Annotated in this window: 21 protein-coding genes; 13 read left to right on the forward strand and 8 right to left on the reverse strand. The window is 62.6% G+C overall.

All coding sequences use genetic code 11. From position 1 onward, the window contains the following. Positions 1-142: 142 nt before the first annotated feature. Both FAZ11_RS11475 and FAZ11_RS11480 read left to right on the forward strand, forming a co-directional pair. A complete protein-coding gene (locus tag FAZ11_RS11475) occupies positions 143-808 on the forward strand; it encodes a response regulator (RefSeq protein ID WP_058767351.1) in 666 nt (221 codons plus the stop codon). After that, positions 805-2,166 carry an ATP-binding protein gene (locus tag FAZ11_RS11480; protein ID WP_058779465.1) on the forward strand — a complete coding sequence of 454 codons (1,362 nt, stop codon included), beginning with the start codon at positions 805-807 and terminating at the stop codon, positions 2,164-2,166. The genes FAZ11_RS11475 and FAZ11_RS11480 overlap by 4 nt, the downstream gene beginning before the upstream one ends. On the opposite strand, the gene FAZ11_RS11485 is transcribed toward FAZ11_RS11480, so the two are convergent. Then, on the reverse strand, positions 2,163-3,377 hold the full coding sequence (locus tag FAZ11_RS11485) for an MFS transporter (protein ID WP_240043550.1): 1,215 nt from the start codon (positions 3,375-3,377) through the stop codon (positions 2,163-2,165). The genes FAZ11_RS11480 and FAZ11_RS11485 overlap by 4 nt on opposite strands. Positions 3,378-3,455: 78 nt before the next feature. Between FAZ11_RS11485 and FAZ11_RS11490 the strand changes: the two genes are divergently transcribed. Continuing rightward, positions 3,456-3,947 carry a MarR family winged helix-turn-helix transcriptional regulator gene (locus FAZ11_RS11490; RefSeq protein WP_193557130.1) on the forward strand — a complete coding sequence of 164 codons (492 nt, stop codon included), beginning with the start codon at positions 3,456-3,458 and terminating at the stop codon, positions 3,945-3,947. 49 nt (positions 3,948-3,996) lie between these two features. Here the strand turns inward: FAZ11_RS11490 and FAZ11_RS11495 are convergent, their stop codons facing one another. Next, positions 3,997-5,358 carry an MFS transporter gene (locus FAZ11_RS11495; RefSeq protein WP_058767348.1) on the reverse strand — a complete coding sequence of 454 codons (1,362 nt, stop codon included), beginning with the start codon at positions 5,356-5,358 and terminating at the stop codon, positions 3,997-3,999. Between the two features lie 285 nt (positions 5,359-5,643). Here FAZ11_RS11495 and FAZ11_RS11500 point away from each other — a divergent pair, with 285 nt between their 5' ends. Both FAZ11_RS11500 and FAZ11_RS11505 read left to right on the forward strand, forming a co-directional pair. After that, a complete protein-coding gene (locus FAZ11_RS11500) occupies positions 5,644-7,746 on the forward strand; it encodes a PAS domain-containing protein (protein WP_058785984.1) in 2,103 nt (700 codons plus the stop codon). Positions 7,747-8,099: 353 nt separating this feature from the next. After that, the gene (locus FAZ11_RS11505) at positions 8,100-8,396 is read left to right on the forward strand and encodes a hypothetical protein (RefSeq protein ID WP_058779469.1); all 297 of its coding nucleotides are present in this window, start codon (positions 8,100-8,102) and stop codon (positions 8,394-8,396) included. 12 nt (positions 8,397-8,408) lie between these two features. Here FAZ11_RS11505 and FAZ11_RS11510 read toward each other — a convergent pair whose 3' ends face one another. Then, positions 8,409-9,194, reverse strand: coding sequence for an aldolase (locus FAZ11_RS11510; RefSeq protein WP_058779470.1), 786 nt, complete (start codon positions 9,192-9,194; stop codon positions 8,409-8,411). Between the two features lie 133 nt (positions 9,195-9,327). Here FAZ11_RS11510 and FAZ11_RS11515 point away from each other — a divergent pair, with 133 nt between their 5' ends. Beyond that, complete coding sequence (locus tag FAZ11_RS11515) at positions 9,328-11,145, forward strand: alkaline phosphatase family protein (protein ID WP_137279092.1); 1,818 nt, start codon at positions 9,328-9,330, stop codon at positions 11,143-11,145. Positions 11,146-11,178: 33 nt separating this feature from the next. On the opposite strand, the gene FAZ11_RS11520 is transcribed toward FAZ11_RS11515, so the two are convergent. The 3 genes from FAZ11_RS11520 to FAZ11_RS11525 form a co-directional block, all read right to left on the reverse strand. Then, a complete protein-coding gene (locus FAZ11_RS11520; RefSeq protein WP_058789139.1) occupies positions 11,179-12,009 on the reverse strand; it encodes a PhzF family phenazine biosynthesis protein in 831 nt (276 codons plus the stop codon). A gap of 757 nt (positions 12,010-12,766) precedes the next feature. Then, complete coding sequence (locus tag FAZ11_RS24765) at positions 12,767-12,904, reverse strand: hypothetical protein (protein WP_167497012.1); 138 nt, start codon at positions 12,902-12,904, stop codon at positions 12,767-12,769. A 60-nt stretch (positions 12,905-12,964) separates the two neighbouring features. After that, positions 12,965-13,528 carry a TetR/AcrR family transcriptional regulator gene (locus tag FAZ11_RS11525; RefSeq protein WP_137279093.1) on the reverse strand — a complete coding sequence of 188 codons (564 nt, stop codon included), beginning with the start codon at positions 13,526-13,528 and terminating at the stop codon, positions 12,965-12,967. 73 nt (positions 13,529-13,601) lie between these two features. Between FAZ11_RS11525 and FAZ11_RS11530 the strand changes: the two genes are divergently transcribed. The 7 genes from FAZ11_RS11530 to FAZ11_RS11560 all read left to right on the forward strand — a co-directional run bounded on the left by FAZ11_RS11530 (position 13,602) and on the right by FAZ11_RS11560 (position 21,500). Next, entirely contained in the window at positions 13,602-14,474 is an 873-nt protein-coding gene (locus tag FAZ11_RS11530; protein WP_137279094.1) for an alpha/beta hydrolase family protein, read from the forward strand. A 496-nt stretch (positions 14,475-14,970) separates the two neighbouring features. Continuing rightward, positions 14,971-15,492: a hypothetical protein gene (locus FAZ11_RS11535; RefSeq protein ID WP_137279095.1), complete on the forward strand. Its 522-nt coding sequence runs from the start codon at positions 14,971-14,973 to the stop codon at positions 15,490-15,492. Positions 15,493-15,627: 135 nt separating this feature from the next. Beyond that, positions 15,628-17,148, forward strand: a complete 1,521-nt coding sequence (locus FAZ11_RS11540) for an SIR2 family protein (protein ID WP_137279096.1) — start codon at positions 15,628-15,630, stop codon at positions 17,146-17,148. A 153-nt stretch (positions 17,149-17,301) separates the two neighbouring features. Further along, a complete protein-coding gene (locus FAZ11_RS11545) occupies positions 17,302-18,624 on the forward strand; it encodes a hypothetical protein (RefSeq protein WP_137279097.1) in 1,323 nt (440 codons plus the stop codon). Positions 18,625-19,165: 541 nt separating this feature from the next. Then, the gene (locus tag FAZ11_RS11550; protein ID WP_137279098.1) at positions 19,166-19,945 is read left to right on the forward strand and encodes a hypothetical protein; all 780 of its coding nucleotides are present in this window, start codon (positions 19,166-19,168) and stop codon (positions 19,943-19,945) included. A gap of 199 nt (positions 19,946-20,144) precedes the next feature. Then, positions 20,145-20,624 (forward strand): hypothetical protein, encoded by a 480-nt coding sequence (locus FAZ11_RS11555; RefSeq protein ID WP_137279099.1) that lies wholly within the window; start codon positions 20,145-20,147, stop codon positions 20,622-20,624. Positions 20,625-20,684: 60 nt separating this feature from the next. Beyond that, positions 20,685-21,500, forward strand: a complete 816-nt coding sequence (locus FAZ11_RS11560; protein ID WP_137279100.1) for an SDR family oxidoreductase — start codon at positions 20,685-20,687, stop codon at positions 21,498-21,500. A gap of 4 nt (positions 21,501-21,504) precedes the next feature. Here FAZ11_RS11560 and FAZ11_RS11565 read toward each other — a convergent pair whose 3' ends face one another. Then, the gene (locus FAZ11_RS11565; RefSeq protein ID WP_058772366.1) at positions 21,505-22,665 is read right to left on the reverse strand and encodes a sensor histidine kinase; all 1,161 of its coding nucleotides are present in this window, start codon (positions 22,663-22,665) and stop codon (positions 21,505-21,507) included. A 109-nt stretch (positions 22,666-22,774) separates the two neighbouring features. Continuing rightward, positions 22,775-23,065: a hypothetical protein gene (locus tag FAZ11_RS11570; RefSeq protein WP_058760735.1), complete on the reverse strand. Its 291-nt coding sequence runs from the start codon at positions 23,063-23,065 to the stop codon at positions 22,775-22,777. Between the last annotated feature and the right edge of the window lie 128 nt (positions 23,066-23,193).

Here is a 23,193-nt window from a genome sequence, read left to right on the forward strand (position 1 = left end):
TTGTGTGGGGGAAGCCCAGACTCGGCGCCGAACCTTAATGCAATCTTAGGACGCAACGCCCGGTAACAGTTGTCCCAGAGCACGTCGCTCCCTCTGCGGCGATGATGAGCGGCTAACGCTGTAGCCTGTGGAGGAGCACGCCGTGCGGGTACTGCTGGTGGAAGACGATACCGCCCTCGCCCAGGGCATCCGCATGGCCTTGCGTGGCGAGGGCTACACCCTGGACTGGGTGGCCGACGGCCTGGCCGCCGAGCACGCCCTGGGCTGTGAACGCTTCGACCTGGTGCTGCTGGACCTGGGCCTGCCGCGCCTGGATGGCCTCGCGCTGCTGCAGCAGCTGCGCAGCCAGCCCGAAGGCCAGGTGCCGGTGCTGGTGCTCACCTCCCGCGATGCCAAGGCCGACCGCATCCAGGGCCTGGATGCCGGCGCCGACGACTACCTGGTCAAACCCTGCGACCTGGACGAACTCAAGGCGCGCATCCGCGCCCTGATCCGCCGCAGTTGCGGCCGCGCCCAGCCGCTGCTGGAGCATGCCGGCGTCAGCCTCGACCCGGCCAGCCAGGCGGTGCGCTACCGGGGCGCCGAGGTGGTCATGACCCCCATGGAATATCAGTTGCTGCATCTGTTGCTGTTGCGCCCCGGCGCCGTCATCACCCGCGAACGGTTGAGCAATGCCCTCTACGGCTGGCAGGAAGCGGCCTCGGGCAACACCCTGGAAGTGCTCATCCACAACCTGCGCAAGAAACTCGACAGCAGTCTCATCCGCACCGTACGCGGCGTGGGCTACCTCCTGGAGCGTCAGCCATGATCGCCATACGCACCCGCATCCTCGCCCCTACCCTGGCGCTGGTGATGGCCGGCAGTCTGGCCCTCGCCCTGCTGGCCCTGCGCGACAGTCATCGCGAGATCGAAGACATCTACGATGCCCAACTGGTCCAGGGCGCGCGGCTGCTGGAAAGCCTGCTGCAAGCCGGCAGCCCGGCGGCGGATCGCTGGCCGGAACTGGCCCAGGTGTTCGACCGCGCCATGCAACCCGCCCCCGGCGGCGTGGCGGCGCATCCCTATGAAAACCAGCTGACCTTCCAGATCTGGAGCGCCGACGGTCAGTTACTGGTGCGCTCCGGCAGCGCGCCCCGGCTCAACGAGGTGCCGCCCGAGGGCTTGCACGAGGTGTTCGAGAATGGCCGCGAATGGTGCGGGATGCTGGTCCGCACCGCTGACAGCGGCCTGCGCATCTGGGTCGGCGAACGCGAGGACCTGCGCCAGGACCTGATCCAGCGCATCGTCAGCCACACCCTCTGGCCGACCCTGGTGGGCTTGCCGGTGCTGGTCGGGGTGCTCTGGTTGCTGCTCGGCTGGGGCCTGCGCCCGTTGCGGGACTTCGCCCGTGGCCTGCGCGAGCGCGATCCGCACAGCCTGGCGCCGCTACCGAGCGGCCCCTTGCCACCGGAGCTGCAACCCATGCATGGCGCCCTCGACCATCTGCTCGCCCAGTTACGCGCCCTGCTCGACCGCGAGCGCCGCTTCATCGCCGACGCCGCCCACGAATTGCGCACGCCCCTGGCGATCCTCGACCTACATGCGCAGAACGCCCAGCGCGCCGAGACCGCCGCCGAGCGCGACGAAGCCCTCGGCTACCTGCGCCAGGGCGTGAGTCGGGCGACCCGGCTGGCCAGCCAATTGCTCACCCTGGCGCGCCTGGAGCCGGGCGCCACCCCGCTCCGGCCCCTGGAACTGGAGCCGCTGGTCCGCGAGGAACTGGCGGAATTGACGCCGCTGGCGCTGGATCGTCAGGTGGAATTGGTGCTGGCGGCCCAGCCGGGGCAACCGGTACTGGGCGATGCGGACGCCATCGCCATCGCCCTGCAGAACCTGGTCGCCAACGCCCTGGCGTTCGCGCCGGCGGGCAGCGCGGTGGAGGTGGGCATCGAAGCCGGTCTCGACGACGGAGTGCTGCTGCGGGTGGAAGATCGCGGCCCCGGGGTGGACGAAGCCGAGCTGGCCCGCCTGTGCGACCGTTTCTACAGCGCCGGCAATCCCCAGGGCGCCGGACTGGGTCTGGCCATCGTCGAGACCATCACCCGCCGTCTGGGCGGCGCCCTGAGCTTCAGCAACAGAGCGCGGGGTGGTTTCCGGGTGGAGTTGCGCCTGCCGCGCGCGGTCTAGGCCTGCTGGTAGCCGCTCGCCACCAGCGGTCGAGCGGGCCGGGTCAGGCGCAGCCCCAGGCCCATCAGCAGCACCAAGCCCAGGGCCATCAACAGCCAGGCGTTGGCCAGGCTATCGAGCTGGTCGCGCAGGATACCGGCGGCCAGCGGCGCCAGGCTGGCGATCAGATAGCCGCCGCCCTGGACGAAACCCAGTAACGCGCCGGCCTCGCGCGGATCACGGACCTGATCCATCGCCAGGATCAGCGACAGGGGAAACAGTGCGCCGATGCCCAGGCCGAGCAGGAGGGCGATGGGTAGCGCCAACTGTAGCGGTACCAGCGCCAGGCCCAGCAGCCCCACCAGCACCACGCCGAGCACGCCCAACACCAAAGGACGACGATTGTGCAGTCGGGCGATGGTCGCCGAGAGCAAGAGGCCGGCGCTGACCTCGGCAAGACTCAGGCCGCCCAGCAGCAGGCCGCTGTCGACTGGTGGCCAACCGAGGCCGGTGTAGTACGGCGGCAGCCAGGCCAGCACCAGGGTGTAGGCGGAGGTGCCGATGCCGAAGAAGGCCAGCAGCACCCAGGCCTGCCGTGAACGCCAGGGCTGGGCGCGGGGAACAGCGATGGATACCGGCGCATCGGGTCGAGCCAGGACCAGCCAGGTCACCAGGGCCAGCAACACCGGCAGCGTCCAGAGCGCCAGGCCCTGGGCCCAGCCCAGCTGTTCGGCCAGGGGCGCCGCGGTAGCGGCGGCCACGGCGGCGCCGCCCATGATGCCGGTGGTATAGAGCCCCATCAGGGTGCTGGTGCGCTGTGGATAGCAGCGGCGGATATAGGCCGGGATCAACGCCTGCACCAGGGCGATGCCGACGCCACCGAGGCCGGCGGTGAGGATCAGCCCCAGCCCGCTCGGCTCGTCCCAACGCACGGCATTGGCCAACGCCAGCAGCAGCAGGCCAAGGGCGATGCCACGGCGCTCGCCGAGCCAGGCCTGCAACCGGGCCCCGCCCAGCGCACAGAGGCCCATGGCGGCGATGGGCAGGGTGGTGAGCGCGCCAGCGGCGCTGCCATCCAGTCCGGTCGCTACCTGGATGCCATCCAGCAGTGGGCCAATGGCGGCGAGGATCGGCCTTAGGTTGAGACCGACCAGCAGCACCAGCAACACGCCCAGGAGGGCATCCTGCCGGGGCGAAAGGGTGGTCGGGGATGATGGTGACGCGGAAAGCATGGACAATCTCCGGAATGACGCGATATTTCTCTTGATGAGAAGTATCTTAACATCAAGATATATTACCGAGGTAATCCGATGCCCGATCGCGCCGAATTCGCCGTGGACCAATGGCGCCGTGAGCGCCCCGATCTGGACGCCCTACCCATGCGCCTGGTCGGTCGCCTCGGCGAGATGGCCCAGATCCTCAGCCGCGACGTGCTGCAGCCGTTCTTCGACGAGCACCGGCTGCACTATGGCGAATTCGATGTGCTGGCCACCCTCCGCCGGGCCGGCGAGCCCTATGCGCTGAGTCCGACGGTACTCTACGAATCGGCCATGATTTCCTCGGGCGGCATGACCAATCGCCTCGACCGCCTGGAGCGCGCCGGCCTGATCGAACGCCAGAAGAACCCCGACGACCGCCGCAGCACCCTGGTCGCCCTCACCGCGGCGGGCTTCGCGCTCATCGATGGCCTGATGAGCGCCCACGTCGACAACGAGCGCCGCGCCCTGGCCACCCTCAGCGCGGACGAGCAGCAACAGCTGGATGCCCTGCTGGGCAAGTGGCTGGCCGCGCGTACGGAATGAAAAAAGCCGCGTGGCAGCACCCCGCGGCTTTGTGGTCAGCGGCGGCGACTCAACCCGCCGAGATCCGCTCCAGCGGTACCGGCTTGAGGCGCGGCGTGAGGAAATGGATCACCAGGATGGCCACCAGGTAGGCGCTGCCGGCCACGATGAAGATCGGCTGGTAGGACTTGAAGATCTCCAGGATGTAGCCGTTGTAGGTGGTCATCAGCATGCCGCCGATGGCGCCGGCGGTACCGCCGATGCCGATCACCGAGGCCACGGCTTCCTTGGGGAAGAGATCCGACGGCAGGGTCATCAGGTTGGCCGACCACGCCTGGTGGGCGGCGGCGGCGAGACCGATGATGCCCACCACCAGCCAGAGGCTGGAGACGAACTGGGCGGTGACGATGGGAACGACCGCCAGGGCGCAAAGCAGCATGGTGGTCTTGCGCGCCAGGTTGGCGTTGCGGCCGAGCTTCATCTGCTTGGAGGAACCCCAGCCGCCCAGTACCGAGCCGATGTCGGCGAGGATATAGATGGCGATCAGCGGCGGGCCGAAGGACTTCAGGTTCAGGCCGTAGGTCTTGCCGAGGAAGTCCGGCAGCCAGAACAGGTACAGCCACCAGATCGGATCGGTGAGGAACTTGCCGGCGGCATAGGCCCAGGTCTCGCGGAAGGTGAGCAGCTTGAACCAGGAGATCTTCACCGCGGTAGCCGGCGTGGCCGAGACCGGCGAGCCATCGTCGGACTGGATATAGGCCAGTTCTTCACGGCTGACCTTGGGGTGCTCGTGGGGGCGGCGATAGAGCAGCAGCCAGGCGATCAGCCACAGCGCGGTGACGATGCCGATGGAGATGAAGGCCGCCCGCCAGCCCCAGGCCAGGGTGATGGCCGGCACCAGCAAAGGTGTGATGATAGGCCCCATGGCGGTACCGGCATTGAAGATCCCGGTGGCCTGGGCACGCTCCTTCTGTGGAAACCATTCCGATACCGCCTTGAGGCTGGCCGGAAAGCTGCCGGACTCGCCGAAGCCGAGGGTGAAGCGCACCAGCACGAAATGGGTGACGGTATGGGCGATGCCGTGGCCGATGCTGGCGATGGTCCAGATGGTGAAGGCCAGGGCATAGCCAATGCGCACCCCCACCTTGTCGATGATGCGACCGAAGGTGAGGAAGCCGATGGCATAGGCGCACTGGAACCAGAACACGATCTTGGCGTAATCGGTTTCCGACCAGCCCAGATCCGCCTGCAGCGTGGGCTTCAAGATACCGATCATCTGGCGGTCGATGTAGTTGATGCCGATGGCGATGAACAGCAGCGCGCAAATCAACCAGCGATAGCGAGTGAAGCGTGAGGCCTGTTGGGTGGCGGTGACGGGCGGGACCTGCGACCGCGGGGCGGATTCCGCCCCGGGAGTGACCTGGATAGTCATCGAATAGGCTTCCTGACTTGTTGTTATGGCCGGTGTGAACCGGGGTCGTTGGAAAGCTGTTACCGGATATTCATATGACATCGTATGAGTGGTCTGGATAGCTGTCAATCCACCACAGGCGAAGAGGTTTGACATCTTGCAGCAGCGCGATCAGCTCGCCGGTTTTCAGATGTAAAGCAGTGCAAGGCCGCTTCCGTGACCTGCCTGGCACTTTTTCGTTGCAAGACGTCTAATGCGGTTCCTGAAGCGAAGCCGTCGCCTCACCTTGTCCATCCCGAGCCCCCTGTGTCCTCAGCAGACATCCCCGCCCTGATGGCGCGTATCGCGCAGCTGGAACAGAGCGACAGCCAGCTTCGTCAGCAGCTCGACGCCCGTAATGCGCCGGTGGAAGGCACGGCCATCCTGGCCAGCGAGCGCTACCAGTTCCTGTTCAACGCCATGGACGAGGGCTTTTGCATCATCGAATTCCTCGACGGCCCCCATGGACCGTTGAGCGACTACATTCATGTCGAGGCCAATCCGGCCTATACCGCCCATGCCGGTATTCCCAACATCGTGGGCAAGAAGCTACGCGACGTGGTCGGCGACGAGGCCCAGGCCTGGCTCGACCGCTACGGCCAGGTGCTGCGCACCGGCGAATCCATTCGCTTCGAGCAGGAATTGGTGGCCACCGGGCGCTACCTGGAGCTGACCGCCTTTCGCATCGAGCCGGCCAGCCGACGCCAGGTTGCCGTGTTGTTCCAGGACATCACCGCGCGCAAGCGCGCCGAGGCAGCCCTGCGCCAGCTCAACGAGACCCTTGAGGAGCGGGTGCAGTCCGCGTTGGCCGCCAACCGGATCCTGGCCAACGTGGTGAACGGTGCCACGGCCCTGGTCCAGGTAGTGGACTTCGATTTCCGCTGGCTGGCGATCAACGAGTCCGGGGCCGATATCCTCGAACGCGCGCTGGAGGTCCGCCCCTCTATCGGCGGCTCCCTGCTGGAGAACCTCAAGCGACGACCCGATCTGTACGAGGTCATCGTGCCGTTATGGCGCCGCGCCTTCGCCGGTGAGACCTTGCGCGAGATCATCTCGGTAAGCGAGGCGCCGACGCGACGCCATTACGAGCTGCAACTCACCCCGTTGTACGATGCTGAGGGCCGCTGCATCGGCGCCTATGAGTTCGCCTACGACGTGACCGAGCGCTTCAACGAGCAGGAACGCGTCCGGCTCATGGAAGAGGCCCTGCGGCAATCGCAGAAGATGGAAGCCGTCGGCCAGCTCACCGGTGGCATCGCCCACGACTTCAACAACCTGCTGACCGGCATCCTCGGCTCCCTGGAGATGCTCGAACTGCGTTTGCGCCAGGGCCGCCTGCAGGACCTGGATCGCTATACCGGCACCGCCCGCAGCGCCGCTCAGCGCGCCGCCGCCCTGACCCACCGGCTGCTGGCCTTCTCGCGTCGGCAGACCCTCGATCCGCAACCGGTGGCGCTGGAACAACTGGTGGTCGGGCTCGAAGATCTCATCCAGCGCAGCATAGGTCCGCAGATCGTCCTGGAGCACGAGGCCAATCCGCAGCTCTGGCTGACCCACATCGACGCCTCGCAGCTGGAAAACGCCCTGCTCAACCTCTGCCTCAACGCCCGCGACGCCATGCCCGAGGGCGGGCGTATCCGCATCGTCCTGGCCAACGAGACCCTCGACGAAGCCCGCGCCCGGCAGTACGCCCTGGTCGCAGGCGACTACGTCCGCCTGAGCGTGGGGGATACCGGCAGCGGCATGAGCGAAGAGGTGCTCGCGCGGGTGTTCGATCCCTTCTTCACCACCAAGCCCCTGGGCCAGGGTACCGGCCTGGGCCTGTCCATGGTGCACGGCTTCGTGCTGCAATCCGGCGGCGGGATCCGCATCGAATCGGCGCCCGACCAGGGCACCTGGGTCCACCTCTATCTGCCGCGCCATTACCTCCTGAGCTTGGCCCATCCGCCGGTCCATCCCGAGCTGGAACCCAATCTACCGGGCCAGGGCGAGACCATCCTCGTGGTCGACGACGAACCCACCATCCGCGCCCTGGTGGTCGAGGTCATGACCGCCCAAGGCTATCGGGTGCTGGAGGCGGCCGATGGCACCACGGCCCTGAGCCTGCTGCAGGCCGATACCCCGCTGGACCTGCTGGTCACCGACGTCGGCCTGCCCGGCGCCCTCAACGGTCGCCAACTGGCCGATGCCTTGCGCAGCGGGCGACCGACGCTGCCGGTGCTGTTCATCACCGGTTATGCCGAAAGCAACGTCATCGGTGACGGCGACCTCGACGCGGGCATGGGCGTGCTCATCAAACCCTTCGCCCTGGATACCCTCGAACGTCGCATTCACCTGATGCTCGGAGAGCGCCAGGGCGCGCCCTCCTGAGGCAATCCGAATGATGTCTTTTTGCTATCATCAGGCTCTAACTCTTTCGTCCTGACCGAGCAGCCCATGGACAAGCGTTCCCGGACTCACCTCCTGCTGATCTTCACCGTGATCGCCGGCATGGCCCTGTTGGCGGCCCAGATCCGTTAAGGCGGTCGTAAGCAAAGAGGTGGCACTCTGAGATCCGTGCCGCAAGGCATCGTAGAAGCTGACTCTGCGTTTGAGCCTGGGTAGGACCCGGGCTTTTTTTTGCCGAAATAAAATGCGCAGCAGTCCACGGCTCGCCGTTTTGCCAGTGCGGCCTGGCCGGCAGGCTTTGGCATCATGGTCTTCTCGTCCAGGAGGGACATCCCATGATCACCAGGCTGCCGTCCGCCACCGCCTTGCCGCTCGCCTACGACGTCTGCCCGCTGGGCGCGGATACCCCCTCTCTCTCCATCGACATCCTGCTCCAGGGCTTTCTGGCGCTGGACAATCACGCGCAGCTCACCGTGGGACGCGAGATCAAGCATCAACTGCGCGAGCGCCTGATCGCCGACCTCAACGCCCAGCCGGTCGATACCACGGCCCTGCTCGCCGATGCTGGCGAGACGCCCCGCGCGGCAGCCACACCACGCCGCGAACGTCAGATGCGCCTGAGTGGCGGCTGACGCTTACCGCCCTTAGTCCAGATAATCCGGCTCCAGCCGCAGCAACTGACGCTTCACGCTTTCCAGGTGCAAGCGGGCGCTCTCGGCGTTGCCCTGCAGCATCTGCTGGCAGGCGGCCTGGGCGATGGCCGGCGCCACCGGCTTGAGCGGCCGCCCGCTGGCCATGGCCTTGAGCTGCACCTCGGCGGCGCGCTCCAGGTAGTAGAGATCGTCCCAGGCCTCGGCGATGCTCGGGCCGAGCACCAGCGGACCATGATTCTTCAGCAGCACCACAGCAGCGTCTCCGGCGGCCCGGGCGATGCGCTCGCCTTCGGCGTAGTCCAGCGCCAAGCCGTTGTAGTCCTCGTCCACGCTCAGGCGGTCATGGAACTTCAGCGCGGTCTGCCCGGCCCAGACGAAGGGCTCGCCCTCCAGCAGGCACAGCGCCGTGGCATTGGGCATATGGGTATGAAAGGCCGCCCGCGCCTGGGGATTGAGCCGGTGCAACTGGGCATGGATGTAGAAGGCGGTGGCCTCGGGCGCGCCCGCACCGGCCACCACGCCGCCGGTGAAATCGCAGATCAGCAGTGACGAGGCCGTCACCTCGGCGAAGGCCAGGCCGTAGGGATTGACCAGAAAGAGATCGTCATGCCCCGGCACCACGAAGGAAAAGTGATTGCAGATCCCCTCGCCCAGGCCGAGCCGGGCGGCCATGCGAAAGCAGGCGGCGAGATCGATGCGCGCCTGGCGGATGGCGGGGGTGTCCAGGTCGCGCGGGGTGGCGACGGTGCGGGCAGTGCTGTCGAAGGCGTGGGCCATGGGATGCTCCTTGGAAAGAGGCGCAGGTGCTGCACAAAGGATGCCGGGGCCCTGCAGCCTCCCGTGCATCACAAAAATGCAGCAATCTCTTGTTACATCTCCCCGCTCATCTTTCACTTCCAGGGATCTTTCCATGGCGTTCCGCCTCACACTCCTCGCCCGCGCCTGCTGCCTCTCCCTCCTCGCCAGCTCCGCCGCCATGGCCGCCGCCCCGGCGCGCAACGTCATCCTGTTCATCCCCGACGGCCTACGTGCCGGCATCGTCGATGAGCAGACCGCGCCGAACCTGGCCCAATTGCGCCGCGACGGGGTGAACTTCCAGAACAGCCATTCGCTCTTCCCCACCTTCACCACCCCCAACGCCTCGGCCATGGCCACCGGGCATTACCTGGGCGATACCGGGGATTTCGGTAACACCCTCTACACCGGTTTCCCGGTGCCGGGCGCCAACAACAGCGTCACGCCCTTCCTGGAGAACGACGAGGTGCTGGGCGACGTCGACGAACACTTCGCCGGCAACTACCTGGACGAGGAAACCCTGCTGGCCGCCGCGCGCCAGGCCGGGCTCTCCACCGCCGCCGTGGGTAAGCTCGGCCCAGTCGCCATCCAGGACGTGACCGCCCGCGACGGCGAGAAGACCGTGATCGTCGACGACTCCACCGGCCACCCCACCGGCATTCCCCTGAGCGCCGCGATGCAGGACGCCCTGAAACAGGCCGGGCTGCCCTTGGAAGCCCCGAGCCGGGGCGCCAACGGCAAGGCCGGCAACGCCACCACACCGGGCACCCTGAGCGCCAACGTCGAACAGCAGCGCTACTTCCTCGACGTCACCAACCAGGTGCTGCTGCCGCGCTTCAAGGAGAGCGGCAAACCCTTCGTGCTGGTGTTCTGGTCGCGCGATCCGGACGGCACCCAGCACAACCAGGGCGACAGCCTGGGCAAGGTCACCCCCGGCATCAACGGCCCCACCAGCCTGGCCGCCATCCGCAACGTCGACGCCAACCTCGGCGCCCTGCGCGCGCGCCTCAAGGAACTGGGGCTGGACGGCAACACCGACATCTTCGTCAGCGCCGACCACGGCTTCTCCACCATCTCCAAGGAGAGCAAGACCAGTCCGGCGGCCCAGGCCAGCTACGCCGACGTGCCCAAGGGCCTGCTGCCTCCGGGCTTCCTCGCCCTGGACCTGGCCGACGCCCTGCACCTGCCGCTGCTCGACCCGGACGCCAAGGGCGCCGCGGTGGACAAGAGCCAGGGCCAGCACCCGAGCAAGGCCAATGGCCTGATCGGCCCCGATCCGGCCAAGCCCGAGGTGGTGGTGGCGGCCAATGGCGGCTCGGACCTGGTCTACCTGCCCCAGGCCGATGCCAAGGCGCTGGCGCCCAAGGTAGTCGCGGCGCTGCTCAAGCAGGACTACGTCAGCGGTCTGTTCGTCGACGACGACCTGGGCAAGATACCCGGCACCCTGCCCTTGTCGGCCATCAACCTCAAGGGCTCGGCGCTCACCCCCTACCCGGCCATCGTGGTCAACTTCCGCTCCTATGACACCGGTTGCGCCAAGCCCGACGTCTGCGCCGTGGAAGTGGCCGACACCGGTCTGCAACAGGGCCAGGGCATGCACGGCAGCTTCAGCCGCGGCGATACCCACAACTTCATGGCGGCCATCGGCCCGGACTTCCGCAAGGGCTTCGTCGACCTGAGCCCGGTCAGCAACGCCGACGTCGGCCAGACCCTGGCGCACCTGCTGCACCTGCAGATCCCGACCAAGGGCCAACTGGTCGGCCGGGTGATAGGCGAAAGCCTCGTAGGCGGCAAGCCGGTCAAGGCCAGCCACCAGGAGCAGAGCTCGGCACCCGCAGCCGACGGCCTGGTCACCGAGCTGAAGACCCAGACCGTGGGCGACACCCGCTACTTCGATGCCGCCGGCTTCAAGGGGCGTTCGGTCGGGCTGTGAGGGAGCGGCGGACGCTCAACGGAGCGTCCGCCTTTACAGCTCCAGCGTGCCGCGGATGCAGTCCTGCACCGCGCCACCCACCCAGATGCGGCCATCGATCCGGGCTACCCGCACCCGCCCGCGGCGGCCCAAGACCGTACCCTGGCTCGCCAGGTAGCGCTCGGGCGCCAGACCCGCCGGGATCAGCCACTGCGCCAGGCTGGCGTTGAGGCTGCCGGTGACCGGATCTTCGGCGAATTCTTCGCCCATCAACGCCCGCACCTCGAATTGCGCCTCGGCCTCCGGACCGGTCCAGGGTGCCACCAGGCCCACGTTGAGCCCCTCCAGCGCCTGGTAATCCGGGCGGATCGCCAGCAACTCCTCTCGACGCTCCAGCAGCACCGCCACCCAGCCGGGACCGTTGTCGGCCCACTGGCTAGCCTGGATGCGCTCAGGTGCCAGCCCCGTCCCGCGGGCGATGCGCGCCAGCACCTCGGGCTCCACCGGTCCGCCACGCAGCAAGGGCGGCGCGGCGAAGGCCAATTCCTCACCGGCCGCGCGGATCGGCACCAGCCCGGCGTCGCACTCCTGGATCACCTCGCCTCCGCGCGGCCGCCCGCCTTCGCGCAGCCAGACATGGCAACTGCCCAGGGTCGGATGGCCCGCGAAGGGCAGTTCGCGCTGCGGAGTGAAGATGCGCACCCGGTAATCCGCCGCCGGATCGGTCGGCTCGAGCAGGAAGGTGGTCTCCGACAGATTGGTCCAGCGCGCCAACGCCGCCATCTGCTCGGTGGAAAGATGATCGGCGCCACAGACCACCGCCAGGGCATTGCCCTCCAGGGGGCGCTGGGCGAAGACATCGACCTGATGGAAAGCGAGGGACATGGTTGGGACTCCTGGGGGCAAAGACCCGATTGTCCCCGCCGCCAGGCCTTTACGGCCAGCTACAGCCGATTCGCTATCCAGCCGTACAGAACGCCTGTGCCCGGCTCCTTGGCGCCCTCACCCCAGCCCTCTCCCCCTGGGAGAGGGAGCCGCTCGGCAGGGCGGACGACAGCGCAGCCTCATCCACGCGGCGCAGCCGTGTAGGTAGCACAACCACGAAGCGTTTTCCTCATGAGTACCGATCGAACGCCAAGCACTCATCCGGTACCGATCAACCCCCTCTCCCTCTGGGAGAGGGTTGGGGTGAGGGCTTCCTTCAGAGCCGTCTAGAGTGGAAAACCGCAAAGCGTTTTCTACCTGAATACCCATCAAACACCAGGAACTCCCTCCGGTACGGATCGACCCCCTCTCCCTCTGGGAGAGGATTGGGGTGAGGGCTTCCTTCAGAGCTGTGCAGAGTAGAAAACCGCAAAGCGTTTTCCACCTGAATACCCATCAAACACCAGGAGCCCCCTCCGGTACCGATCAACTCCCTCACCCTCTGGGAGAGGGTTGGGGTGAGGGCTTCCTTCAGAGCCGTCTAGAGTGGAAAACCGCAACGCGTTTTCCACCTGAATACCCATCAAACACCAGGAGCTCCCTCCGGTACGGATCGGCCCCCTCTCCCTTTGGGAGAGGGTTGGGGTGAGGGCTGCGCTCCATCGTCGAGAGGGCGGATGAAGGCGCCCGTATCCAGGCGCCAGGCCCCGGCGGGCCGCTAGCGCTTAGGGCTCAAGGGACTATCGTCCTGATCCTCGCGCTCTTCGGTGGTGGTGGTATCCGCCGAGTCGGGCACATCGCCGTATTCGTCGTAATCCTGAGGGGTCTGGCGGTCATCGGCGGGTTCGCGGCTCATGAAAGACTCCGGTGCAAGGGACGCCCTTGGTGGAGTCCAACGGCCCCGCCGGCGTTCCCCTCAGACCAGCGCCACCAGACGCTCGGCCACCCGGTCGAAGGGTTCGATGCTGCGCTGGGCGCGGCACAGCGGGATCACGCCCTGCACCGCCGCCACCAGCAAGGTCGCCAACCCCGTGGCCGCTTCCACCGAATGGCCGTGCTCCACCAGCGCCCTCTGCAAAAGCCCCTCCCAGCGGCGATAGATGGCCGCTGCCGTATCCAGCTCGCGCTGGGCGATCTCGTCCACCGGTTCTTCCACCGCCACCGCCATCACCGGGCAGCCGACGCGAAAATCCGAATCCAGCAGGATGTCGCGCCACAGCCGCAAAAAGCCCTGGATACCCGCCAGCGCCCCGGCCTGCAACTGCTGCTCCAGGTCACGGCTGACCCGCGCCCCGGCCAGCTCCACCGCCTCCACCACCAACTGGTGCCTGCCGCCGGGAAAGTGGTGATAAGTGGACCCCAGCGGCGCCTCGGCGCGCTTGATGGTCTCGCGGATGCTGGTGGCATTGAGGCCGTGTTGCGCCAGCATGGCCGAGGCCGCCACCACTACCCGTTCCCGCACCTTCGACTGCTCGGTCATCCATTCTCCTTGCTATGACAGCTGTCATAACCTACCGTCCAGGCATTATAACAACTGTCATAGGGACCACCCCATGCCCAGCGACGCGCTCGATCAAGAGCTGATCACCGCCGACGGCTATCGCCTGGGCACCCGGCGCTATCCCGCCCAGGGCCCACTCCAGGGCCGGCTGATCGTCGCCGGTGCCACCGCCGTACCCCAGGGCTTCTATCGCCGCTTCGCCCAGCACGCCGCGGCCCGCGGCTTCGAGACCCTGACCTTCGACTACCGCGGCATCGGCCGCTCGGCGCCGGCCTCGCTCAAGGGCTTTCGCATGGACCTGCTGGACTGGGCGCACCAGGACCTCGCCGCCGCCGTGGACGCCATGGCCCAGGGCGACGTCCCGCTCTACCTGGTCGGCCACTCCTATGGCGGCCATGCCTTCGGCCTCTTGCCCAACCACGCCAAGGTGGCCGGCTTCTATGTCTTTGGCACCAGCGCCGGCTGGTACGGCTACATGCCCCCGCTGGAGCGCCTCAAGGTGCTGGCCATGTGGAAACTGGTGCTGCCGGTGCTCACCTGGTGGAAAGGCTACTGCCCCTGGAGCGCCCTGGGCCTGGGCGAAGACCTGCCGCGCGACGTCTATCGCCAGTGGCGCCACTGGTGCAGCCTGCCCCACTACTTCTTCGACGACCCAGCCATGCGTGGCATCGAAATCGGCTTCGCCGCGGTGCGTACCCCCATCGTCGCGGTCAACGCCCTGGACGACCTCTGGGCCACCCCGCAATCGCGCGATGCCTTCATGCAGGCCTATCGCAACACCGAGCTGCAACGCGAAGACCTCGACCCCCGTCAGCACGGCGGCGCCATCGGCCATATGGGCTATTTCCGCGCCAGCGCGGAGCCGCTGTGGGATAGAGCGTTGGATTGGTTTGTTGGGCTGCCGCGGACGCCCATCCCGAGCTAAGTAGTGAATAAGCATGCTGCGTAGGGCTCATGAAAAGGGTTAGGCGGGACGATACCGCTAGCCCGCACCTCTTAAAGTCAGGGGATCAAGCCCCGCATAACGCGACCGCCTGGATGGTGGTGGTGACAGCTCGTCGACTCCAGCACGCGCCTGATTTGGTGCTATCACCTCTCTCGCCTTGAGCCGAAGCCCCGCCAATTCTGGGTTTCAGCCCTACCTCTCACAAAATTGTCGGACTTAACTGCAAAAACCGGCTCGACTCCGGCACTTCGCCAGCCTTGACGCTCTCCCGCCTGCCACCTAACGTGAAATCCATCACAAGGATGTGGCTGGAACGATCTTTCGCTCCGGCCCGGCCAGGAGGCCGTCATGCCCGCCAAAGACCACCACGGCAAGACCGCGCAAGATTACCGATCTGCGCTTATTGCCGAACTCGACGTAGTTCCCGACTACCGCCGCCGCAAGGCACTCTACCCTGCTGCTCAACTGGCCATGGGTGCAGCGCTGGCTGCATCCGTCCCCTGTTGCCGAGCAGCCGCTCGATGTTTCAGAAGCCCAAGCCCCAACACCGCCCCTAAGCACTGCCCTCCCCGCACCAGCACTCCGCCAAGCCCTAGCCGCCTCGCAATCCCTGGATGCCTGCCTCAAGAAGGGCAACGTGATGGGGGAAGAGGTACTGCGCTGCCGCTATGGCGCTCCGCCTCATGCGCAAGAGCCTGCTACCGCACGCCTGGGAATGGTTTCTGCGGCTTATCTCGCCCAATACAAGGCGGATCGGGAGCTAGCTCCCATGCGTACCTCATCCTCGCCGTCCTTCACCGAAAGCCATATGGTCTCTAAATGGGACGGTAATGGCTCGTACTTGGCTACTTTGGAGGTGCAAGATAACCGGATTGATTACGGCAGCGTCTGTGGGAATCATCGCAAGAGTTCGATTGAGTACCGGAAATATAGGAAGGGGGCGAAACAGCGATTTAACGATGAGTACGTAGAATGGAGAAATGCTGATGAAAAGTAATTATTGCGAGTAGCTTCGAATCACTTTAATACTTAAATTTTGATTAAAAAATTGTCTTGCAAAACCTAAACCTAAACCTAAACCTAAACCTAAACCTAAACCTAAACCTAAACCTAAACCTAAAACTGGACAAAAATGTTAGTAGAAAAGTACTTATCACTAATAGGCGATAACGGCCTTAAAAGCTATTACTCCTTTGAAACCCTGGTTCAGCACTTATTAAGAAACCATGTGGAAAACCAAGGGAAACAGTATGAATACCTTGACAGAAAAAACACAATAAAATTTGGGGATGCCATCGCCCCCCAAGGCTTTGACTGCTTCGATGGCCCAACGCTAATAGAGATAAAACTAAACCTCAACGATGTGCAATTCAAAAAATATATTGACCTCCTATTTAAATTCGCAGAAAAAACCGACGACAAATTTAAAGTAAAGCATCTAATCATAATTACAGCAAAACCTATCCCCCCTATATTTTTTGAAAGATATCGCAAAATATTAGACTCAGAAAGATGGCCATTCAGGGTGCACATTTGGGGACCAATAGAACTGAATGTGATAATAGAAAACAACGCTCAATTAGCTGAAGAAATATCAAGCAACTTGTTTTCGCTAAGACTAGATGATGCATTAAAGAACCAGCCTAACGACTGGAGGCTTGAGCGAGAGGAAATTTTAGAAAAAATATCAACCTTGTATAAGAGAGGTCATTTTTCGCTGATAATAGGCGCAGGGGTCTCCAGTAGCGCCGGGATGCCTAATTGGAATACTCTAATAAATTCTCTATTTGTTAGGTATATGACGCATGAATTTGACGGCGACACTGCAACTTCTGATGACGACATCAAAGCTTTAGTAGAAAGACTAAATAGAGTTAGTGAACCTTCCGCCCTTATGGCTGCAAGATACCTACGCAGGGGGCTTTCTGAGAATGGAAGAGATGCAAAAGGCTTTACTAGTGCAGTTACAGAAAGCCTATACAAACTCAGAAATAAGAACCTCCTCATTGACTCACCTCTAATACAATCATTAGCCAAAATGTGTTCACCTAGACGTACAGGTGCAAAGATAAGATCAATAATAACTTATAATTTCGACGACTTAATCGAAAGACAGCTCCTGAAGTCATCAATTCAGTTTAGATCCATTTACACTGAGGGCTCAAGCTACGACCCAGATGACCTTCCAATTTATCATGCACATGGATTCTTACCTGAAGACCAAGCTAGCTATCAAGACTTGGATGGCTCTACATTAGTTTTTTCAGAGGAAGGTTATCACTATCTTTATTCAGAGCCATATCACTGGTCTAACCTGGTCCAACTCAACACCTTTAGAGAAAATAATTGCCTGATGATTGGACTATCTATGACAGACCCCAATCTAAGAAGACTACTTGATATTTCTTCTAAAAACCTAGAAAACAGTAAACACTTCGCCTTCATGAAACGCCTATCATCGGATGACTTTTGCTTCAGTGAAAAAGACGAAGACCGAGTCCAAGTGGTACAGAATCTAAGGTCAGCTGAAAAATTTTTATACCAGCACCACACACTAAATGAAGAGCTAATGAAAGAACTAGGCGTTACGATTATTTGGTATGAAAGCCATCAGGAAATACCCTCATTAATCCAAAAAATCGCACAAAACTAAAGGCAGCCACTTACGTAGATTCGTGTCTTACCAAGGCCTACCAAACAAGAAAAATCACAAGTGCGCAAAATATACAACTCACGAACCGTTTAAACCTGAACACGTGCCTATTGGTCTTGACCAAAATTACAGTAGCCTTTTTGGAGAACACTAATGACAGACATAGACAATGTTTTTTATGAAGAGGATACTGAAAACACAACTCCTCCTGAAGAGTTTGCTATTGCAAAGAAACTTCTTGCAGAGCGTTGTGCGGCAGCAGGAATCGCACTCGAAGATATCCCCGTCCTTGATGAAGAGCCAAAGCTCAAGATCGGGATGAAATGTGGTAGAAATACTCGTTGGCTAGCTCTTTGGTCAGGCGAAAGCATTTATCAATTACTTGATATTCCATTCGAAAAATTTACATATTTATCAGATTTCGAAGCCATTTGCTCATACACCGAAGGAACTATAGAGGCAGCAATCAGACCAATATCCGCCACCAGCGCACCAATGAGTTACGTATATCGGCGATTGTTTGGTCATTACAATCAAAATAATCAGCTAGATATAGAGTCAGCCAAAATAATTATACCAGCCGAACAAGAAGGACTACCTCATATTGAAATAAGTCGCGCATCATCGACTTTCAATATATTATCAAAAGCGCCGAATCGCTTTCGGCTGACATTAAAACTTAAAAATTGCCATATTTCCACATATGACTCCGCACTCTCGCTACTCAAAAAAATAGCAGGCGCGATCCTTTTTCAAATTGACCTCACTACCGACATCCCAATGGGTATCGAAAAAGAGCGACGCCGCCTACTCAATGCGCGAAGACAAAGAACAAGAAAAAATCAAATAATCGAGTTGCAATACCCAAAAACACAATTCGAAAACGCACCACTTTCTCTATACTGGTATGGAAGAAGCGCTACGGGCATGCCTCTGCTCCAGTTTTTAGCATTCTATCAAGTTATTGAGTTTTATTTTCCAATTTATTCTCAATCCGAAGCTCAACGAAAGTTAAAAACCATATTAAAAGACCCTACATTTCGCGGCGATCGTGACACGGATATTGCACGCCTTTTGGCAGCCATACACGTCAGTCGCAGCGGAGCTTTCGGAGATGAGAGGTCGCAACTAAGGGCAACCCTTATGGAATGTTCAGACTCTGATGGTTTACGATTTTTCATGGAAAGCGATCCTGATAGAAAGGAGTTCTTTTTTAGCAAAGCCAAGTCATCCACCTATCATAAAATCCCCCTTGCAAACCCAAATCTTGATATTAGGAATGACGTAGCCGATAGAATATATGATATCCGCTGCAAAATCGTTCATATGAAATCAGACTCACGAGATGGCAATGTTGAACTGCTATTACCCTTTACGCCTGAAGCTGAGCAGCTTGCTTTTGATATAGATATTGTACAACATCTTGCCCAGCTGGTTTTAATAGCAGGCAGCACATCTTTTAACATTCACGGATAAATGCAACCTATCGAACCTAATAAAACTTATCACAAACCATCCATTGAACACCGGATCGGCTATTAGAAACCATTAACTCAAAAATTAAACCAGCGAAATGATCATCCTTTAGTTGACAGATAATCCCTAATGACGACAGACCAAACCTTCATTCGCGTCAGGGTGAAAACCTTGGAGTGACGGTCTATGTCACAGGTGATGCCTCCCGCATCAGCGTGGCCCAGAGCGGCAGCCAGCACACCGCCGCCCCAACCCAGGACACGGCGGGCAATGTCATCAACTGAGCCAGAGCGGCCTTTTCAACCACGCCGCTATTACCCAATAGGCCGTTCGCGGCGCCTGGTTTCAATCGAAGCGCCGACAATCCCCCGCCACTGCTCGCACGAGTTTCGGGAACAGGCACTAGCCCTTTTGAGCTATTGCGCCGGCCGCTTCAGGCATTAGCTTACTGACGACGAGCTTCTCAACTTCCGCGCACCGCTCGTCACAGCAACGCTGCTGCCCTTACCCCAGTCGTAACCCGCTACCAGGACAGGCCCCCATGCATACCTCCCGCGCCGCCATGATGATGTTGCTGCTGACCAACATCGGGATGGCCTGGGCGGACGCTCAGGCCGACAGCACGGAAGACACCCGCAGTTCGATGCCGCCGATCCATGTTCGCCAGAGCGTGGAACTGACCTACCAGGGCGTCAACGAGGCGCGGGCGAACTATCTGGCGGCCCTGCGCGACTGCCAGGCGGGGGGATTGCAAAGCCGCGCGCTGGCCGACCAGGACGTCGCCTTGCTCGGCACTACCCGCTATGAGCTGTGGTTCGCGCGGGATATCGAGGTGGTTCGCGAGACGAGTTGGAGGGTCGCCAACGACGGCCCTGGCGGTACCTGCCTGTTCCGCCTGGAGACCACCGGCACCCAGGAAACCACCACCGACAGCTCTTACCAGCGGGTGGATCTGGCGACGGGTGAAAAGACCGAAGAGGCCGCAGCGCCGGACGCCTTGAGCCGTATACCGGTGGAAAAGAGTGAGCCGGCCGCACTGGGCGATTTCCAGGGACCGACCCCACGGACGGTGGCCGGGCAGCCATGTGATGAATGGGTCAAGCCGAATGGCCTGCACCAGTGCGTCTGGTCGGCGGGAACGAAATGGGGCTTCACGGCCGAGCCGCTGAACGACCATCGGCCCAATCGGGGTTTCATCGTGCTGGAGCAGCTCCCCGGCGCCGACTCGGAGTACAGGGTCACCACCCAGGCGATGAGTGTGGGCGAGCCGTTCGACCCGGCCGCGCTGGTTGCACCAAGGGTATCGGGGAAGCGCGACTAGGGGCTGGATGAACGGAGCTTGGGCGGCATCGGGACAGCGCTGGCGCGCGAGCCCGGCCTGAGGGTTCCGCTTCATGGCTGGCCTGTGTGCAACGAGGGACAGGGCGGTCGACATCACGCCTGGCAGCCCGAGATGGCAGCCTCAATCTTTCCCCCAAGCCGCCGCTAACCTTGCCTACCCTTTGAAGATGGAGTTCGCCATGTCCGGCCTAGGATCGGTGAAAGGTATCGGCAGCGGCATCCTGCATCCCGTCACCCTCAAGCTGAGTGGCGCGACCAAGCCCAAGGACGAGGACCTAGCGGCTGCCCAGGCCGCGCAAGCCAAGCAGCCCAAGGGCATCGGCAAGCCCAATCCGCTCGATGGGATCAAGGCCAAGGCCGATGCTGCAGCCAGCGGCAACGAGAAAGGCAGCACCGGGAACAGCACCCTGGATACGCTGCAGAAGGCCATCGACATGGCCAAGCGGCAACTGGAGTTGGCGCAGAAGCAGTTGCGTGCCGTGGAAGCCCAGAGCAAGGGCACGAGCAAGGAGGCCCAGGAAGCCAGCCAGGCCGCGCGGGAAGCGGCCCAGGCCAATGTGGCGGCCGCCAGTGAGGCCTTGATGAGTGCCTATGCCGCCTACACCGAGGCGCTGAAAAAGGCCGGCGACAGTAGCAGCGGAGTCAGCGCCAAGGCGTGATCGGCGCCCAGCGGGCGTGGGTTACCCTTGGGGTCCCATCCCCCGCTGGAGGACTCCACCATGGCCAATCGGTTGCTCGGCAAGACCGCGCTCGTCACCGGCGCGGCCCAGGGCTTAGGCGCCGCCATCGCCCAGGCCTTCGTGGCGGAAGGCGCCTTCGTCTATGTCACCGACCTGAACGACGCCTTGGGCCACGCCGTCGCGGCCGACCTGGGCGACAGGGCGCGCTATCTACACCTGGATGTGCGTGACGAAGACCAGTGGCAGCAGGTGACGCAGCAGATCCTCGCCGAGCGGAGTCGGCTGGATGTGCTGGTGAACAATGCCGGGATCACCGGCTTCGAGCAGGGCGTGGTGGCTCACGACCCGGAACACGCCCGCCTGGCCGACTGGCAGGCGGTGCATCACACCAATCTCGATGGCGTCTTCCTTGGCTGCAAGTACGGCATCCGTGCTATGCGTCCCGCGGGGGCCGGGTCCATCATCAATATTTCGTCGCGCTCGGGACTGGTGGGTATCCCCGGCGCGGCAGCCTATGCCGCGTCCAAGGCCGCGGTACGCAACCACAGCAAGACGGTGGCGCTCTATTGCGCGGAGCAGGGCCTGGCCATTCGCTGCAATTCGATCCACCCCGCCGCCGTCCTCACGCCGATGTGGGAGCCCATGCTGGGCGACGGCCCGGATCGCGAGGCACGCATGGCGGCCCTGGTGCGGGATACACCGCTGCGGCGCTTCGGCCGGCCCGAAGAGGTGGCCGCCCTGGCGCTGCTGCTGGCATCCGACGAGGCGACCTACATGACCGGTAGCGAGTTGAATCTGGATGGCGGGCTGCTGGCGGGTTCGGCGGTGACGCCGGCCGTGGCGGAAGAGTCCTAGCCCGCTACTGCTTGACCTTGAAGCTCAGCCGCAACTCGGTGCCGTGCTGGCCGGCGCGTGACCACTGCGCCTGACCACGGATCTGCGCGGCCAGGCCCTCGATCAGCTTCATGCCGGTGCCCGAGCCCGGTCGAGTCGCGGGTGCCTGTAAGGGCAAGCCCTTGCCGTCGTCCCTGATGCGCACGGTCCAGGCGCCCTCGCTAGCGGTTTCGATATCCACCGCCAGCGATCCGCCCTGGCCGTCGAAGGCGTACTTGAGGCTATTGGAGGCGAATTCGGTGAGGATCATGCCCAGGGGCACGGCGGTATCCGGGTCCAGGTCGACGTCGGCGATGGCGATCTGCAGCCGTACCGGGCCGGAGTGCTCCTGATGCAGGTGGCAGAGGTTCTCCAGCAGTTGCATGACGAAGGGTCGCAGGCGCAGTTGCCTGGCGGTATCGGCGACATAAAGCTGCTCATGGACCAGGCGCAGGGCATCGATGCGCGCGCCTATGCCCTGGAGTTCCTGGCGCGCTTCATCTGACTGGGCCGCCCGGGATCTCAGCCAGACCAGGCCGGCGATGATGGCGATATGGTTCTTGATGCGGTGCTGCATTTCCTGCATCAGCCGGTTATTGGCCTGCAAGGCGTCATTGAGATCACTGGTCTTGAGCAGCCGGTCGATGACCGGGCCGAGGATGGTGGCGTAGGTCCGCAGGAATTCCACGTCCTCCTCGCCGAAGTCCCGTGGCTCGCGGGCATCGACCTGCAGCAGGCCGTAGGCCTGGCCGCCGGGCAGGAAGATGGGCACGTTGACCAGGGCGACGACGCCATGCTCGCGGAGAAACTCGGGCAGGTCGAAGCGCTCCTCCTGGCGGATGTCCGGGGTGATGACGGGCCGGCTGACCTTGATCGAATAGGCCTCGGAGGAGCGCTCACCGAGAGAGATCTTGGCCTCGCCGACCACGCCGGGCCTCCAGCCGACGCCGGCGCGCACCAGCGCCTGATGCGCGCCGCGCTCGATCTCCAGCACCTTGGACAGATCGGTACCGAGGGCATCGCCCACCAGTTGGCAGGCGCGGGTGAGGATCTCGTCCAGGTCTTCGCAGCGCAGGGCGAAGTCGCCGAAGTCGGCCAGCAGTTTCTGTCGGTGAATCAGGGTTTGGATTTGCTGATGAGCGTTCATCGCGCTGTGGCTCTTGTTCGTTGAGACTCGGAATGATCCGTGGCCGCCAAGCGGTGGGGAGCTGAGCATTGCTGGAGCGTCCTCCCGTCCATGCGGACCGCTGCGCCCTTCAGGTTTTGCCAGGGTCCGCACCACCGCTCGGCCGCGGGCGATCATCCGGATAGATGTCCTGATCGGTAACGGCGGGATGGCAGCCCAGAGCACGCAATTGGTTGATGGCATCGCGGATCACCTCGTAGAGCAGCGAGGTGTTGCGCACCAGGCTCTGGCTGAGGGTGCGGGTGACCCGGGCCGGGCGCGCTGGATCGATCAAGGTGATCACCAGGTTGTCACCCTGGGATTCGAGTTCGTGCTTGATGGGCGGGTCCAGGGCCGCCAGCTGGCTTCGAAGGGCTTGCATACGGCTGGAGGCTCCCCAATGGCTATTTTTCAGTCGGACTCGATGACTGACCGAAGCGTTCCGACGCTGCGCTGATCCGCCGCCATGCCGCGGTGGGCGCGGGATTGGGGCTGGCGACGGGCCTACGC

It is taken from the genome of Pseudomonas rhizoryzae, from assembly GCF_005250615.1.
Taxonomy (GTDB): Bacteria; Pseudomonadota; Gammaproteobacteria; order Pseudomonadales; family Pseudomonadaceae; genus Chryseomonas; species Chryseomonas rhizoryzae.